Source organism: Paenibacillus sp. FSL H8-0282 (genome assembly GCF_037963825.1).
Taxonomy (GTDB): domain Bacteria; phylum Bacillota; class Bacilli; order Paenibacillales; family Paenibacillaceae; genus Paenibacillus_AQ; species Paenibacillus_AQ odorifer.
Window position 1 is genome coordinate 1,722,763 of record NZ_CP150146.1, and the last position, 16,542, is coordinate 1,739,304.

A 16,542-nucleotide genomic window follows, 5' to 3' on the forward strand; every position below is an offset into this window, starting at 1 on the left:
CCTCTTTCTTATGTTGCACCTTAAGGTATATATTGTTGAACGATAGAAGTAATTACGCCGTCCTGAATGGTGATGTGATACGGGAACTGGCTCAAGTCGATGACATCCGTTTTATTAAATTGATCCATAAATTGCTGTAAGGTGATGGACTCATTCCAGTTGATATCCAAGTCATCCATATTGCCAGTGTGATCAAAAATTTGCATCGTCACTGTGGCGTTATCCGCAATCGGATAAGTTGTCAGAGTATCAACATCATTTACAATATAATAACTGTCTGGAGCTCCGCCTATTTCTGCTGCAGCTTCTGGATCTCTTTCAGCAAAGATTCGATCGGCATCAGCACCCTGATACCAGTTTATTTCATCGGTCGTACCGGAGAGCTTGCCATGGTCGGATTCAATAGTATGAAAGTAAACTGTTTGATGCTGGGTCTTGTCACTATCTTGCGCATCTACCCGTGTTCCAACGGTACTTGCAGAAGTAATGAGGGAAAGAAACAACAGAACAACAACCGGTAACACATACGCTGACTTTTTCTTAAACATTATTAATCTCCCCCTTGAGATATGTAAGACGTTGTATAAAACTTATTACCCGCTCTGTTTTTTCTTAAACGGGTTTTATATTACTCTTTACGTGAGAAGAGCAGTTTTTGTTGCATTTTTTTAAAAGTTTTTTTAAAAAGCAATGAGAAGTCTTGAGTTCCCTAAAATGAATAGTAAAAGCTTGTCTCCTCGGGCATATTAAAATATCAAAACATGCAGATTAGGGGGAGCAGCGAATGGGCGGAATACTACGGATTTATAGGAACGATTGGCGTAACTTATTCAGAGTTCCTGTGGCCGTATTGCTGGTTGCCGCTTTGGTGGTATTGCCCTCCGTGTATGATTGGGTGAACGTTGCGTCAGTATGGGATCCTTATAGCAATACTTCTGGCATTAAAATTGCTGTTACCAGCTTAGATGAAGGTACTAAGGTGCAGGAGAAGGATTTTAATATCGGCAATGAGGTCATGGAAAGTCTTCGGAGCAATAAAAACTTGGGCTGGACCTTTGTAGATGCAGAGACTGCACATAATGGTGTCAAACGCGGAGACTACTATGCCAGTATTGTTATCCCTGCTAATTTCTCCAAACGAATGACTGGAATTCTTGAAGGAACGATTGTGAAACCAGAGATCGAATATACCGTCAATGAGAAAATAAATGCGATTGCTCCTAAAATCACGGATAAGGGCGCCACTTCAATCACCACACAGATCAGTGAGAATTTCACGGAAACGATTAGTGAGACGGTATTTACTGTTTTAAGTCAAATCGATAAGGAATTTCAATCTGAATTGCCCATTATACGCAAGGTAGAAAAAGGATTGTTTAAATTAGAGGCGAGCCTGCCAGAAATTGAAACCGCAGGTAAACGAGTATTAAAAATTCAGGAAAATTGGCCGCAGATTCATGCCTCAGCAGAGCGTATTTCCACATTGGAGAATAAGCTGCCAGAGGTGGAAAAAGCGGGTGAGGCTTTAGAGAAAATTGCTGAGCATTGGCCGCAAATCGCGAGTACCTTAGATCATTTAGGGGGGCTACAGGACAAGCTGCCCAAGATTGAAGAAGCGGCACAGCTAATCGTTCAACTTGATAACCATTATGGTGAAGTTGAACAGATCATGGCTCAGGCCTCGCAAGGTCTTACGGAAGCGCATAAAATCGTTAATGCTGCCTTAACAGCACTGCCTGAGGCAGAAAAGATTGCCACTGCCGGAAATGATTTTGTTCTGGAGCTTCAACAATTTTTGGAGAAGAGCAGTGCTGCATTTGAAGCTGTTCCAGCAGCTGTCAAACAGAATCTTAATCTCCTACAGCAAACGGAGAGCTCAGTGGTCAAGCTTGCTGAACAGTTAAAGGGAGAGGATAACGAGCCACAAGCTGTACGTGAGCAGTTGGAGGTACTCTCAGCACAGTTGGCTGCAGGAAGCAGCGTGATTGAACACACACTTTCTATGTTAAATGCATTGAACACATTTTCACCTGAAACAGTGTCTATTGCTGATCTTGCGGCATTGAAAGGTGTAGACAGTGTTTTGAACAGTCAGAAGTCCTTGGTAAATGCTATGGCGGCTGACCTTCAGAATAAGGATAACGCTGATTCCAGTGCAATTAACCAATTGTTCCTAAAGTCTGGTCTTGGGAAGCTGGCAATTGCGAAGCTTATCTCTGGGTATGATTCGTCGACTATCCCTGCCATAAAAAATACACTGGAGCAAATAACTTCGGCGGCAGATGTCACAGCCACCGCATTGCAGCAGGTGCCAGATCGTATACCCGCGCTGGGTACCCTACTGGAAGAGACGATGTCGGCGATTGAGTTCGGGCAGACAAGCTTAGCTAGTCTGCAGCAGGATTTGCCAGCTATACGCGAAGCGGTCCACACAGCAGCCAGTGGGGTTGCCGATCAGACCCAGGGCTTTGGTGCTTTCATCCGAGATACACTTCCGCTATTGGAGAGCAGCTTACCTACTGCAGGGGAAAAGATACAGCAAGCTGCGAATTTCGTGCGTCAGGATCTGCCTACTGTAGAAGAGCGGGTTCATCAGGTCTCGGAGTTGATTCGTACAGGACTCCCCCGTGCAGACAAAGGAGTGGCGCTTGCCGCAGATTTGGTGAGAAATGATCTTCCAGTACTGGAAGACTCGATTCGAAAAGCCGCCTCCACGATCCGCCAAATTAAAGAAGAGATTGATCTGGGGGAAATTGCGCAACTGCTCGGAGGAGATATTAAGAGCAAAAGTGATTTTTTGGCCAATCCGGTAGTGTTAAAAGAGAATAAGTTATATCCCATTCCGAATTACGGCTCAGCAATGACTCCTTTTTATGTCGTACTTTCCTTATGGGTCGGAGGCACACTGCTTGTCTCTCTTCTCCGCACAGGTGTGGATACGGGGGGGCTAACGTATAAAAGATATCAACTGTATTTTGGCCGCCTGCTGACCTTCCTTACGGTGGGAATTCTTCAGGGGTTGGTGGCTGTCCTTGGCAACATTTTTATTCTGCACTGTTATGTGGTGAATAAGGTGTGGTTTGTACTTTTTGGAGTGTTAATCAGCATCGTGTTCGTAACCATTGTGTTTACGCTTGTCGCTGTATTTGGCAACCTGGGAAAAGGGATAGCGATCGTATTCATGGTGCTTCAATTCTCTAGCTCCGGCGGCACATTTCCGATTAGTACGACTGGGCGTTTTTTTCAAATATTAAATCCGTATATGCCGTTTACCTATGCAATTAGTCTGATGCGGGAGGCGGTTGGGGGAATTCTGCCGGAAGTGGCGATTCGTGATGTGATTTATCTGATTATCTTCGGTGTGCTAGCACTCTTGCTGGCATTACTCCTCAAGAAACCACTGGAGCCTTTTATCCATAAGGCTTCTGAACAAGCCGAAGAGTCTAAATTGATTTCTTAAAGAAAAAGAGGATGTGCCTAAGCCATGGTGATGGCTTTTGGCACAACCTCTTTTGTGTACTATATGGCAAGTGTGCAATAGGTTATCTTGCAGGAGCAAAATCAGCTACCGGCTTAAGAATCTCCTCGATTTGCTGTAAAGTATCTGCGGAGAGTACCGTATCTACAGCTTTAGCATTTTCTGCAACTTGCTCTGGTTTACTGGCACCAATTAATGCTGAACTTACACCAGGCTGGCGTAGAATCCATGCCAATGCCAATTGCGAAAGCTTCAGGTCTAAACTGTGAGCGAGTTCATCCAGCTGTCCAACCACAGACAACACATCATCACGGAGGTAGCTGGAGATCACACCATTAACTGAATTATCCGCTGCACGGGTTCCTGCTGGAGGTTGTTGCCCCGGTTTATATTTGCCAGTCAGAATTCCTTGCGCTAGAGGAGAGAAGACCACTTGGCCCAGCCCCTCACGCTGGGATACTTCAAGGACCTCATCTTCAATATAACGTTCGAACATATTATAGATGGGTTGATTCGAGATCAGTGGACGCAGGTTCAGTCTGCGGCTGATACCAGCTGCATTGGAGATTTGGGCTGCGCTCCATTCGCTAACAGCGGAGTAGAGAATCTTACCTTGAGCCGTCAGATCATCCAGCGCGCGTAGAGTCTCCTCTACAGGGGTCTCTGTATCAAAGCGATGACAAAAATATACATCAATATAATCGGTGCCTAAGCGGCGGAGGCTGGCTTCACATTGCTCCATAATATGCTTCCGGGACAAACCACGGTTATTAACATCGTCTCCCATGGGGAAAAAGACCTTTGTACTTAGCACATAAGATGATCTTTCATAGGAGCGTAGAGCAGCACCCATCGCTTTTTCGCCTTCACCACGGTTATATGCATTAGCCGTATCAAAGAAATTGATACCGCATTCAAAAGCTTTGCTGATACAAGCATCGGCTGCCTTTTGCTCTGCTGCTGTTCCATATGTAAGCCAACTGCCTAGTCCGATCTCACTGATTTTGAGCCCTGAATTGCCTAGTCTTCTATATTTCATTTTTCTCTTTCCTCCTTGTATTCTATATGATAACTTTACTTGTATTATAGGAGACATTCAAGTTGAATGATTAATATACTAGTAATCAAGGAGATGAAAGATTCAATGACTAATCCAGCTACTAAAAAATCAAAAGTGATCTTATTTCAGGGTGACTCCATTACGGATGGGAATCGGGGTCGTGATGAAGACCCGAATCATATTCTTGGACATAGCTATGCGTATATCATTGGGGGCAAGCTAGGGAATGAGCGGGCAGAAGAGAATCTGGTATTCTATAACCGCGGAGTGAGTGGAGATCGAATCTCCGATTTATATGCACGCTGGAATGAAGATGCAATTAGCTTGCAGCCTGACATCATTAGTATATTGATTGGGGTTAACGATATTTGGAGAATGATGAAAGGGGAACCAAGTGGAGTTACGGACCGTTTTGAACGCGCTTACCGTCACGTACTTGAAGAAACACGTGAAGTTCTGCCACATACGAAGCTGGTTTTATGTGAGCCTTTTATTTTAAATACCGGAGCTCCAGCTGAACAGTGGGCAGAATGGGAAGCGAAGATTACACATTATCAGGGAGTGGTTAAGCAGCTGTCTGAGCAATTTGATACGGTCTATGTACCTTTACAGGATGCTTTCAATGCAGCTGTGGAGAGAGCAGAAGCAGCCTACTGGCTGTGGGATGGCGTTCATCCGACGACTGCCGGGCATGATCTGATTGCTGGGGAATGGCTGGAGGTCGTCTTGGAAAGTGGTCTTTTAAACAACTAAGTTATAAAGTTATTATCTCTCTTTATCTATGCACCTACTGATCACTCAGCGGGCGCATAGATAAGAGATACATGGTAATTATTTAAGAAATCGGTCCATTCCTCAGAAGGCTTCTGATCTGTAACAATATAATCCACTCTATCAAAGCTGAACAACTTAATGAACGCAGTCCGGTCAAATTTGGAGTGATCTACGAGCAGAACCACTTTATTTGCCTGCTGCTGCATAAGCACCTTCAGTTCACTTTCTTCTTCATTTGAATCACTTAGCCCGCCTGTCATGGACAATGCTTTACAACTGAATATAGCTACATCCACATTATATTTTCGAATCGTCTGTGAAGCGGTATTTCCAACAAAGGAGCTGGTCTCGGGACCTAAAATTCCACCTGTGGAAATTAGCTTTTGACCGGAGTGTTGAAATTCGGATAATACCACCAGAGAGTTCGTAATAATTGTCAGATTGTTTTTCTCCTCAATAATTCTACGCAAGGCTTCAAACACCGTTGAGCTCGTATCTGTCACCAAGCTGTCTCCATCATTGATTAATTGCAGTACATTATCGGCTATGATTCGCTTTGCTTCAATATTGACCTGATGTCTGCTGATGTAGGAAGGATCTTCATTGGTATGGGCGTTGAGAATGGCTCCACCATAATTTTTTTTGGCAAGGCCTTCTTTGTCCAGTTTATCTAGATCCCGCCGAATGGTCTCTTCCGAGACGTTGAATTTTTGCGCTAGCTCTGCGACATGGACCTTCTTCTGTCTGTAAAGCTCTTTAATAATTAGATCCCGTCGTTCAAATGCTTTCATTCATTCACTCACCTTTATATATAAATCGTCTGCTTTCTAGTGTACTACATTGTTGTTTAAATCTAAAAATAATTACATATTCACATAAAACCACAATATATAATAATAATATCACATAAAACCACACTTTTGTTTAGGAGATATGTTGTTTTGTGTTGACTAAAGCGCTTGCAGATTTTATGATGAAGGAGAAATAGATCTATTAACGATGACTCTAAGATGATCTTGAGGAGGAACGGCATTGATAGAAAACTATCCGAAAATTGGTATCCGCCCAACCATTGATGGCAGAAGAAGAGGCGTTCGTGAATCACTGGAAGAGCAAACGATGGGCATGGCTCAGCGGGTGGCTAAGTTTATTGAAGCGAATTTAAGGTATCCGAATGGGAGTCCTGTAGAGTGCATCATCGCCGATTCTACGATCGGTGGAGTTAAAGAAGCTGCTGCTGCGGCTCAGAAATTCTCCGGGGCTAACGTAGGGGTGTCGATCACCGTGACGCCTTGCTGGTGTTATGGCTCAGAGACAATGGATATGGATACATCCATTCCGCATGCCGTGTGGGGATTTAACGGAACGGAACGGCCGGGTGCTGTGTATCTAGCTGCTGTTCTCTCGGCGTATGCTCAAAAGGGAATTCCTGCGTTTGGTATCTATGGTGAAGATGTTCAAGAGTCTAGCAGTGAAGAGATTCCAGCGGATGTGCAGTCTAAATTGCTGCAGTTTGCTAGAGCAGGCTTAGCAGTTGCTCAAATGAAGGGGAAATCATATTTATCTATGGGTTCTGTTTCGATGGGGATTGCGGGTTCCATTGTGAATGAACAGTTTTTCCAAGAGTATCTGGGCATGCGCAATGAATATATAGATATGTCTGAATATGTCCGGCGCTTTGAAGAAGAGATTTATGATAAAGGGGAATTTAAGCGTGCGCTAGCGTGGACTAAAGAAAACTGCCAAGTTGGCGCCGATAAAAATCCGCCGCATCTGCAAATCAGTGCAGAAGAGAAAGAGAAGCAGTGGGAGACCTGTGTGAAAATGACATTGATCGCCCGCGACCTGATGATCGGCAATCCGGTTCTCGCTGAGCTTGGTTTTGAGGAGGAAGCTAACGGCCACAATGCAATTGTTGGCGGTTTCCAAGGCCAGAGACAATGGACGGACCATTTCCCTAACGGCGATTTCATGGAGACGATGTTGAATTCTTCTTTTGACTGGAACGGCAAACGTGCACCTTATCTCGTAGCGACAGAGAATGACAGCTTGAATGGGGTAACGATGCTGTTCAATTATTTGCTTACGAATACAGCACAAATCTTTGCGGATGTCCGAACCTTCTGGAGTCCCGATGCTGTGAAGCGAGTGACGGGTCATCAATTGGAGGGAGAAGCAGCTCACGGAATACTACATCTGATCAACTCTGGTTCGGCAGCGCTTGATGGTACAGGTGAGCAAAGGATAGAGGGTAAGCCTGCAATCAAACCGTTTTGGGAGATTACAGACGAAGAGGCTGAGGCTTGTCTAAGCAATACACAATTCCGGCCAGCTTCTCAAGAATATTTCCGGGGAGGCGGCTTCTCTACCGATTATTTAACCCAAGGCGGAATGCCGGTTACTATGGCTCGTTTGAACCTGGTGAAGGGGCTTGGACCTGTTCTTCAACTTGTTGAAGGTTACACTGTAGAGCTGCCTGAAGAGGTTCATCATACTTTGGATCAAAGAACAGATCCGACATGGCCGACGACCTGGTTCGCTCCTAAGCTAACTAACAGTGGTTCATTCCAATCGGTATATGATGTCATGAATAATTGGGGCGCGAATCATGGGGCGATCAGTTATGGCCATATCGGGGCGGATCTGATTACGCTGGCGTCGATTTTACGCATTCCAGTAAGTATGCATAACGTTGAGGAATCACGTATTTTCAGACCACGGGTGTGGTCGTTATTTGGGACGGAGAATCTGGAAGGAGCAGATTACAGAGCCTGTCAGAATTTCGGACCGCTATATTAAAATCTTCTTGTGGAGCAGGTGTGCTTGAAATGGGTGATACGATTAAGCTTCTGGCTATGGATCTTGGCGCCAGTTCCGGAAGAGTGATGTTGGGATTGTATGACGGTAACACCCTTCGCATAGAAGAAATTCATCGGTTTGCTAATACGCCGGTGTATGTTGGCGGGCATTTGTATTGGGATGTTTTGAAGCTCTTCCACGAAATGAAAAAAGGAATCCAGAGAGCTTATAGGGCGCATGGAAAATTGAGGTCTCTAAGCGTGGATACGTGGGGAGTCGATTACGGTTTTATTGATAAAAGAGGGATGTTGCTCTATTCCCCCCATCATTATAGGGATAGGAGAATGGGAAGTCATCGTCTAGGGTTGGAGGCGCTGCTTCCACCAAGGGAGCAATTTAGCATTACAGGTATTCAACCGAGCTTGATTAATACGGTTTATCAGCTGTTTGCTGATTTTCAGGATAATGATTCTCTGCTAGAGATCGCAGATACTATTTTAATGATGCCAGACCTGTTCCACTATTTATTCTCTGGTATCGCGGCAGCAGAAAGCACGATTTGGAGTACAAGTGGCTTAATGGACGCTGTATCTGGTAAAGTCTCCACTGAAGTATTCAGCAGGCTTAATATCCCGGTTGGTCTAGTGCCACAACGGGTTCAAGCGGGAACGGTTATTGGTTCTATCCTTCCGGTAATTCAAGAGGAGCTTAGCGTAGGTTCAATGGAGGTAATTGCGGGTGCTTCTCATGATACGGCTTCAGCAGTAGCTTCTATTCCTTATTCTCTAAAGGAAGATGCAGCATTTATTAGCTGTGGTACATGGTCGTTAGTGGGCATGGAGACGCCTAAAGCTGTCATTACAGAGAAAAGCTATGAATACGGATTCACAAATGAGCAGTGTTACGGCCAATCTAATCGTTTGCTCAAAAATATAACGGGACTATGGATTTTGCAGGAGCTGCAAAGGAATTGGGCCGAAGCGGGAAAATACGTCAGCCAAGGCCAAATGGTTGAGCTAGCCGAAACCATAAATCATGCTCCAGCAATTATTGATCCGAATGACGAGCTGTTCAGTACACCCGGTGTGATGACCCAACGGATTAGAGAATATTGCGAACGAACAGGCCAGCAAGCCCCTTATACGAAAGCTGAGATTATACGCGTCATACTTGAGAGCTTAGCAGAGTCCTATCGCCATACGATTGACGAAATGGAAGAGATCACCGGCAAAAAAATCAATATCATTCATATGGTCGGTGGTGGGATTCAGAATGAACTGCTCTGTCAGCTTACCGCTAATATTACGGGGAGAAAAGTTGTAGCGGGGCCTGTGGAAGCCAGTGCAATTGGCAATATAATTATTCAACTGGCTGCCCTAGGGGAACTGGAAATCTCCGGGGGCAAGCAGGTAGTGGAAAGATCTTTTGCCTTTAAGACATATCTGCCTTCTTTGGTGAAGGTTTGTGAAAAATAGGATACGAGGAGAGAAACCCTATGGATACCTTAGAACAAAAATTACGTTTGCAGATTTGTGATATCGGGAGAAACCTGTTTAATAAAGATTTTATTGCGGCTAATGATGGGAATATTTCTGCTCGCTTATCAGAGAATGTAATTCTGACTACCCCCAGAGCGGTGAGTAAGGGATATTTAGAGCCTCATATGCTTGTAAAAGTGAATCTGCAAGGTGAAGTCCTTGAAGCAGCTGAAGGCTACAGACCCTCAACGGAAGCAAAAATGCATCTAAGAATTTATAATGAGCTGCCAGAGATGAAGGGTGTGGTCCATGCACATCCCCCGTATGCTACTGCATTTGCCATAAAAGGTGAGGCGCTCGACAAGATGATGATGCCAGAGTCGGTGATTATGATCGGAGATATTCCGTTGGCGGAATATGGAACACCATCGACGGAAGAAATTCCAGATTCACTGATGCCTTTCCTGGGCAAAAAAACTGCGGTCCTGCTCGAGAATCACGGAGCCCTTACTTGGGGAGAAGATGTTATGGAAGCATATCTGAATATGGAGCGGCTTGAGTATACCGCCAAGCTCACCTTCATTACCCGGATGATTGGCGGGGAGAGAGAATTGCCGCAGCATCGGATTGATGAGCTGGTAGCGTTGCGATCATTTTATGGGAAGTAAAGAGGTGCCTTATGTTAAAAGGAATTCCTAAGCTGCTGTCTCCGGAGCTGGTACGCATTCTGATGGAGATGGGTCATGGGGATGAGCTTGTATTGGCTGATGCGAATTATCCCGGACATTCGTTGAATCCGAGGGTACTGAGATATGATGGCATCGGTATTCCCGAACTGCTGGATGCCATCTTAGAGTTGTTACCTCTGGATCATTACGCAGAGCAACAGGTGGCTTTTATGGCAGTAGTTGCAGGAGATCCAACTGTGCCGGTTATCTGGTCCACATACGAGACAATCATCGCCAAACATGATGCTGAAGCCACGATTAAACATGAGGAACGTTTTGATTTCTATAACCGTTCTAAGCAAAGTTATGCAGTTATAGTTACTGGTGAAGAAGCGTTGTATGGGAACGTTATTCTTAAAAAAGGCGTTATTAAAAGTTAAAATAACGGAAACGAAGCCGCTAACCGCTTGGGTGACCAAGGAGTTAGCGGCTTTTTATGCTGCAAGGATAAGTATTTATAACCGGATTACTCGGTACTCATATGCACCAAGGGAGAGGGGGCCGCAGGCCACGGATTTGCCTGAGAGAACATCATGTCCGTCCCGCGGGAGTGTGAGACTTCCCCCGTGTCCATCCATATTTACAAGGGTCCAGACTTCGACAGCTTGGTCATCGCTTCTAGGGCAGACAAGGGTTCCCTTAGTGACATCACTGCGTAGGGTAACACCAGCACGTTCTGCATAATGATCAATGAGTTTACATAACATTAGGTTGCCTTCTTCACCGGCAGGCATTGAACCCAGCATAACAATAGTGCCTTGTCCGTAAGGCTGCTCCGTCAGGAAGGACAACCCCGGCGTCACCCCCTCCGTAATCATTCCGATACTGGAAACGGACTCTGAAACGGGTTCAAAAACAGAACTCCACAAGGACAAGGGAGCAGATACCCCAAAAGCGTGTCCAATCGTGCCTGTTGATTCCAGCGGATAGGTAAACTTAGTTTTGACGCCTGCTAACCGCTCCAATTCCCCAAGTCCGGCATTCGTGTGAAGGGTATGCTCCTTCGTTCGTCCTCCGGTAAGAGGACCGACAATCCAAATCCCGCCAGCTGCTGTGAAGGCCAGGGCACTTTGCACATACTCGGGGGACAAATAATGTACGAACGGAGTGAATAACAGCTTGTATCCGGTTAAGTCTCCGCCTTCGGGCAGCAGATCCCTGTGAATGCCCATATGAAGAATTCTTTTGTAGAAATCGCCCAGCAGACTACGATAATTTAGCTTCCGGTGAGGTTCAGTTGCGAGATAAGCTTTGGTTCTGTCCGAATAGGTAATCGCAACATCTGCCCGAAGGGGCCGGGTGGAGAGCATAATTTGTTCAATTTCCCGCCGTGCTTGATTGGCCTCCAGCACATTAACGTACCCTAGAGCTGGTTCTCCCCAGGCACTAAGGATCGAGCTATGCGTTTGTTCACTTCCGGAAGTATGCTGGCGCCAGAGCCAATAGCAAAATGCACCTGCACCCAGCGCATAGGCGGCAACTGCTTCTGCTTTCAGATATCCATTCGGATGGGGCACACCAAAACTGACTAGAGATGCGGCAAACGAGGGTCCGGTCTCCATTATCCAGAAATCTTTTCCCGGCTTGAAATTTCGCCACAGATCACAGTTAAGCAGATAAGCATGCATATTTTCCTGTGAGGCATAGGTGTCGTAGGCAGCAAAGTCGAGATTTTGAAATAGCCGCTCATTATCTAGATGAAAAGCGACACTGCTGTTGTGGGTAATTGGCGCAGTGGAGTGGCGGCGGATAATATCAGCCTGCTCATCGGCGAATTCAGCGATCTTTTCCATTGAAAATAAGCGGTACATCGTCCGCAGGGATGAATTGTGGAGGAAAGGTGCGGGTCCTGGCTGTGGCACCTGATCAAAACGTTGATAAGTTTGGCTCCAGACGGCTGTTCCCCATGCCTCATTCAACCTTTCAATGGAGCTGTAGCGCTGCTGCAACCAGATATGCCATAAGCCTTTACAGGTCTCACACATACACTCCGCCACATGCGCTTTGAATTCGTTATCGAGCTGCCAGGCGGTTAACCCCGGCAGTGCTCCGGTCTCCTTGGCAATATGCTCCGTAATAATGGCTGCACGCTCACGAAAATAAGGATTGTTCGTACAGATATGCTGCCGTGCTCCATGTCCCATTACCGTTCCGCTTTCATCCACATAACAGCGCTCAGGATGTCCATGAGTAAGCCAGATGGGGGGGGTAGGTGTCGGCGTACACATTACTGTGTCAATTCCGTTTCTATGTAACCTTTCGATATATTTTACGACGGGCCCGATATCAATCTTATCTTCTTCTGGCTCCAAAGCAGACCAAATGAATTCTCCGATTCGTACGATATTAATCCCCGTTTCTTTCATTAGAAGGATGTCCTGCTCAAGCACCTCTTCACTCCATAGCTCGGGATACCAAGCAGCACCGTAGTATAGCTTGTTCTTCAATTCAGTTCCTCCTTTAAGGCAAACATTTGCTGGAACTCATCACTTGGAATCATAGGTGCTTAATGTCTTACGGACAATAGTAAACTTTTGCGCGGTTTGGACTTTTTAGATAAAATGGGATTTTTAGCTTATATAAAGCGTTCAAAAAAGTCCGATTGCTGGAAAAAATCACTAGCAGCATAATAGGAGTCGCAGTAAGGGTGATTGCAGTAATCCATGGCTACAGTAATCGCGAGCTGTACATGACAAATGGAGGTGAACAGGATGAAGCACGTAACAGTTCCGGGAACTTCAGAACAACAGCCAAAGCCGCAGACCTATCGAAATATCCGGGTAAGAAGATGGAAACGTTTTAAACGTGATAAATGGTTATATATTCTGCTGCTCCCTGGAGTCCTTTATTTTCTTGTTTTCAAATATGTTCCGATGTGGGGCGTGCTGCTGGCTTTTAAGAATTACCAGCCGTTTCTTGGTTTTCAGAAAAGTGAATGGGTAGGTTTTGAGCATTTTCGTGTTTTTTTCCAGAATCCTGATTTCTTTATGCTGCTGCGCAATACGTTATTGTTATCGTTTTATAATTTGATTTTCTTTTTTCCGGCGCCGATTATTCTGGCACTGCTTCTAAACGAAATACGGCTTTCCTTCTATAAAAAGACGATACAAACGATGATTTATGTTCCGCACTTTATATCCATGGTCATTGTGGCCAGTATGAGCTATGTATTTCTAACTACGGAAGGCGGGACTGTAAATGAGTTTTTGTATACGTTTACAGGCAGGAAAATAGACTTTCTAGCTAATCCTGACTGGTTCCGTCCATTGATTATTCTCCAGACGATCTGGAAGGAGTGCGGTTGGGGGACGATTATATTCCTGGCAGCACTGGCCGGTGTAGATGTGGAGCAATACGAGGCTGCGGTAGTAGACGGTGCGAACCGGTGGCGGCAGATTTGGCATATTACGTTGCCTGCTATTCGCAGTACAATCGTTATTTTACTTATTCTTCGGATGGGAACGATTTTGGATAACGGTTTTGAACAAATTTATTTAATGATGAATGCTCTTAATCGTGAAGTAGGTGAGGTGTTCGATACCTATGTATACGCACTGGGGATTACCCAGGGAGCTTTTAGTTACAGCACGGCTGTTGGATTATTTAAATCAATAATCGGTGTGACGCTTGTGCTCGGGACGAATTGGATCGCCAAAAAATTTGGTGAATCTGGACTTTATTGAGAAGGGAGAAGCTTGCTGTGGCCAAACAATACAAGAGTACGGGTGGAACTGCATTTGATATATTCAATTATATATTTTTAGGGATTATTGGAATCGTAGCGATTCTCCCTTTCCTCTTTGTGGTTTCGGGCTCCTTCGCTACAGATGCGGAAATTACTAAACGTGCCGTATTCCTGATCCCGACCACGATTTCATTTGACGCCTACCGATTTATCTTTTCAACAGATACGATTATGCGCAGTATAGGGGTTTCTATTTATGTTACGGTAATCGGAACTGTCGTTAATTTATTCTTCACGGTAACTATGGCTTATCCGATGGCAAAACGATATCTGATGGGCCGTAATTTGGTACTCAACCTTGTTATTTTTACGATGCTGTTCGGTGGAGGAATGATTCCAACCTATCTCGTCATTCGGGAGCTGCATTTGCTGGATACGCTCAATTCTCTTATTTTACCGGGAGCAATTAGCGCCTTTAACCTGATTATTGTCAAAAACTTTTTTCAGGAGCTGCCTATAGAAATGGAAGAAGCGGCGCGTATTGATGGTTGTTCTGAGCTGGGCTTGTTGTGGAAGATAGTCCTTCCTTTATCCAAACCGGTTCTCGCTACATTTACGTTGTTCTATGCTGTGGGACATTGGAACAATTTCTTCTCGGCACTGCTCTACATTACGGATCCGACAAAATGGCCTTTGCAGGTGATGCTGCGACAGATCGTAATGTTGTCCCAATCTGCGGCTGGCGATATGAGTTCTATGGATCCGAGCTTTGTGCAGCCACCGGAGCAGTCGATTAAAATGGCGGTTATTGTAGTAGGTACTCTACCTATTTTATGTGTGTACCCATTTCTGCAAAAACATTTCGCTAAAGGAGTGATGCTGGGTTCTGTTAAAGGATAGTAAACTTAACATATTCCAATTTGGAGGTATAATAATGGAAGCTAATCGTTCGGTAAAAAAGAAGCGCTGGTTGTTACTTTTACTTGTGGCTATGATGGTTACAACTGTTGTTGCAGGTTGCTCAGGTAATGAATCTGCAGGTTCTAACAGCAAAAGTGAAGGGAGTAGTAATACTGGAGAAGAGAAAAGTGAGTCCCCGCTGGATCTGACCCTCATGCTGCCGATATTCAAAACAAATTATCCGAAGGATGGCAGTCCGGTTGCTGCTGAACTGGAGAAACAGACCAATACAAAAATCCACTTTGAGTGGGTCCCGAATGCATCTTATGCAGATAAATTTAATATTACGCTAGCTTCTGGGAAGCTGCCGACCATTATCTACGTGGGGGATGTTAAGGCTTCTAGTTTTGTGAACGCTGCCAAATCGGGTGCATTCTGGGAAGTAGGGCCTTACCTTAAGGATTATCCGAATTTAAGCCAAGCGAACCCGGTTATTCTGAAAAACTCGGCCATTGATGGGAAGAATTACGGGATCTATCGGGGGCGTGTACTCGGCCGTAACGGTATGGTTTTCCGCAAGGATTGGCTGGAGAAGGTGGGGTTGCAAACACCGCAGACGGTGGATGATTTCTACAATATGCTGAAAGCGTTCAAGGAAAAAGATCCAGACGGCAATGGTAAAGAGGATACGTATGGCATGGTGCTTGTCAAATGGAGCGGCCAGTGGGCCAGCGGTTTTGATACCATTAAGTTATGGTTTGGAACACCGAATAAATGGGGCGTGCAAGATGGCAAGCTGGTGCCTGAGCATGAATATCCAGAATATTTGGAAGCGCTTAAGTTCATGAAGAAGCTGTATGATGAGAAATTGATCAACTCCGACTTCGCTGTAATGGACAGTGCCAAATGGACAGATCCGATCGTGAACAATAAGGCAGGAGTAATCGTCGATGTGGTCGATACAGGCGCCCGGGTGGATGATAAAATTCACGCTGCGCTAGAAAAAGAAGGCAAAGACGAACCGGATAAACATTATGTAGATGTAAGCGGGGGCGTAACAGGTACGGATGGCAAGCTACACACATTGCCGACCTCTGGTTTCTCGGGCATGCTGGCTATTCCAAAATCATCTGTGAAGAGCGAAGAAGAACTGAAACGGGTACTGGCTTTTCTAGATCAAATCAATAATCCGGAATTACAAACGATGTTAGGTTTTGGTTTGGAAGGTACTCACTACACTATGGTGGATGGTTTTATTGAACGCTCCAAAGACACTGTACTTGTGGAGTCAGAAGTGGAAGGCCTAAACCAAATATTGGCTTATATTCCTGAGGATAAGTCCAAGACTGTAGCACAAACGCCGCTGCGTCTTAAACAAACTGAAGTTCAAAAGGCAAATGAAGCTTCGATCGTGGTTAATCCGGCAGAGGCCTTTATTTCCACAGTATATTCGCAAAAGGGTGCTCAACTCGACAATGTAATTAACGATGCACGCATAAAGTATATTGTAGGACAAATTGATGAAGCTGAATTGAAATCAGCATTTGACGTATGGAGAAAAACAGGTGGAGATGATTTAGTTAAGGAAATGAACGAATTATACGCTAAGGCTGACCACTAGATCCTTCCTAGTGCTTTTA

General features: G+C 45.0%; 13 protein-coding genes. 9 read left to right on the forward strand and 4 right to left on the reverse strand.

The features are described 5' to 3' along the window. Window positions 1-20: 20 nt before the first annotated feature. Window positions 21-548, reverse strand: a complete 528-nt coding sequence (locus NST94_RS07525; RefSeq protein WP_076185295.1) for a hypothetical protein — start codon at window positions 546-548, stop codon at window positions 21-23. A gap of 236 nt (window positions 549-784) precedes the next feature. Between NST94_RS07525 and NST94_RS07530 the strand changes: the two genes are divergently transcribed. Further along, the gene (locus tag NST94_RS07530; protein ID WP_076130706.1) at window positions 785-3,460 is read left to right on the forward strand and encodes a YhgE/Pip domain-containing protein; all 2,676 of its coding nucleotides are present in this window, start codon (window positions 785-787) and stop codon (window positions 3,458-3,460) included. A gap of 82 nt (window positions 3,461-3,542) precedes the next feature. Here the strand turns inward: NST94_RS07530 and NST94_RS07535 are convergent, their stop codons facing one another. After that, window positions 3,543-4,517, reverse strand: a complete 975-nt coding sequence (locus NST94_RS07535; RefSeq protein ID WP_076280513.1) for an aldo/keto reductase family protein — start codon at window positions 4,515-4,517, stop codon at window positions 3,543-3,545. A 66-nt stretch (window positions 4,518-4,583) separates the two neighbouring features. On the opposite strand from NST94_RS07535, the gene NST94_RS07540 reads away from it, so the two are divergent. Next, window positions 4,584-5,291 (forward strand): SGNH/GDSL hydrolase family protein, encoded by a 708-nt coding sequence (locus NST94_RS07540; RefSeq protein ID WP_076130708.1) that lies wholly within the window; start codon window positions 4,584-4,586, stop codon window positions 5,289-5,291. Window positions 5,292-5,332: 41 nt separating this feature from the next. Here the strand turns inward: NST94_RS07540 and NST94_RS07545 are convergent, their stop codons facing one another. After that, window positions 5,333-6,103, reverse strand: a complete 771-nt coding sequence (locus NST94_RS07545) for a DeoR/GlpR family DNA-binding transcription regulator (protein WP_076130709.1) — start codon at window positions 6,101-6,103, stop codon at window positions 5,333-5,335. A gap of 241 nt (window positions 6,104-6,344) precedes the next feature. Here NST94_RS07545 and NST94_RS07550 point away from each other — a divergent pair, with 241 nt between their 5' ends. The 4 genes from NST94_RS07550 to fucU are packed head-to-tail and all read left to right on the forward strand — an operon-like array spanning window position 6,345 to window position 10,697. Further along, complete coding sequence (locus NST94_RS07550) at window positions 6,345-8,111, forward strand: L-fucose isomerase (RefSeq protein WP_339281845.1); 1,767 nt, start codon at window positions 6,345-6,347, stop codon at window positions 8,109-8,111. 29 nt (window positions 8,112-8,140) lie between these two features. Further along, window positions 8,141-9,586, forward strand: coding sequence for a rhamnulokinase family protein (locus NST94_RS07555; protein ID WP_339281846.1), 1,446 nt, complete (start codon window positions 8,141-8,143; stop codon window positions 9,584-9,586). Window positions 9,587-9,606: 20 nt separating this feature from the next. After that, window positions 9,607-10,257: a class II aldolase/adducin family protein gene (locus NST94_RS07560; RefSeq protein ID WP_038569477.1), complete on the forward strand. Its 651-nt coding sequence runs from the start codon at window positions 9,607-9,609 to the stop codon at window positions 10,255-10,257. Between the two features lie 11 nt (window positions 10,258-10,268). Continuing rightward, on the forward strand, window positions 10,269-10,697 hold the full coding sequence (gene fucU / locus NST94_RS07565) for an L-fucose mutarotase (protein WP_076138304.1): 429 nt from the start codon (window positions 10,269-10,271) through the stop codon (window positions 10,695-10,697). Between the two features lie 75 nt (window positions 10,698-10,772). Here the strand turns inward: fucU and NST94_RS07570 are convergent, their stop codons facing one another. After that, window positions 10,773-12,764, reverse strand: coding sequence for a beta-galactosidase (locus NST94_RS07570; protein WP_339281847.1), 1,992 nt, complete (start codon window positions 12,762-12,764; stop codon window positions 10,773-10,775). A 264-nt stretch (window positions 12,765-13,028) separates the two neighbouring features. On the opposite strand from NST94_RS07570, the gene NST94_RS07575 reads away from it, so the two are divergent. The 3 genes from NST94_RS07575 to NST94_RS07585 are packed head-to-tail and all read left to right on the forward strand — an operon-like array spanning window position 13,029 to window position 16,523. Further along, the gene (locus NST94_RS07575; RefSeq protein WP_076142502.1) at window positions 13,029-14,000 is read left to right on the forward strand and encodes a sugar ABC transporter permease; all 972 of its coding nucleotides are present in this window, start codon (window positions 13,029-13,031) and stop codon (window positions 13,998-14,000) included. A 17-nt stretch (window positions 14,001-14,017) separates the two neighbouring features. Further along, a complete protein-coding gene (locus tag NST94_RS07580; RefSeq protein ID WP_076130713.1) occupies window positions 14,018-14,902 on the forward strand; it encodes a carbohydrate ABC transporter permease in 885 nt (294 codons plus the stop codon). A gap of 34 nt (window positions 14,903-14,936) precedes the next feature. Beyond that, window positions 14,937-16,523, forward strand: coding sequence for an extracellular solute-binding protein (locus NST94_RS07585; protein WP_076130714.1), 1,587 nt, complete (start codon window positions 14,937-14,939; stop codon window positions 16,521-16,523). Window positions 16,524-16,542: the final 19 nt, after the last annotated feature.

Coding starts and splice junctions, on each gene's coding strand:
- NST94_RS07525 (WP_076185295.1), bottom strand. CDS start 548: ATGTTTAAGAAAAAGTCAGCGTATGTGTTACCGGTTGTTGTTCTGTTG.
- NST94_RS07530 (WP_076130706.1), top strand. CDS start 785: ATGGGCGGAATACTACGGATTTATAGGAACGATTGGCGTAACTTATTC.
- NST94_RS07535 (WP_076280513.1), bottom strand. CDS start 4,517: ATGAAATATAGAAGACTAGGCAATTCAGGGCTCAAAATCAGTGAGATC.
- NST94_RS07540 (WP_076130708.1), top strand. CDS start 4,584: ATGATTAATATACTAGTAATCAAGGAGATGAAAGATTCAATGACTAAT.
- NST94_RS07545 (WP_076130709.1), bottom strand. CDS start 6,103: ATGAAAGCATTTGAACGACGGGATCTAATTATTAAAGAGCTTTACAGA.
- NST94_RS07555 (WP_339281846.1), top strand. CDS start 8,141: ATGGGTGATACGATTAAGCTTCTGGCTATGGATCTTGGCGCCAGTTCC.
- NST94_RS07560 (WP_038569477.1), top strand. CDS start 9,607: ATGGATACCTTAGAACAAAAATTACGTTTGCAGATTTGTGATATCGGG.
- fucU (WP_076138304.1), top strand. CDS start 10,269: ATGTTAAAAGGAATTCCTAAGCTGCTGTCTCCGGAGCTGGTACGCATT.
- NST94_RS07575 (WP_076142502.1), top strand. CDS start 13,029: ATGAAGCACGTAACAGTTCCGGGAACTTCAGAACAACAGCCAAAGCCG.
- NST94_RS07585 (WP_076130714.1), top strand. CDS start 14,937: ATGGAAGCTAATCGTTCGGTAAAAAAGAAGCGCTGGTTGTTACTTTTA.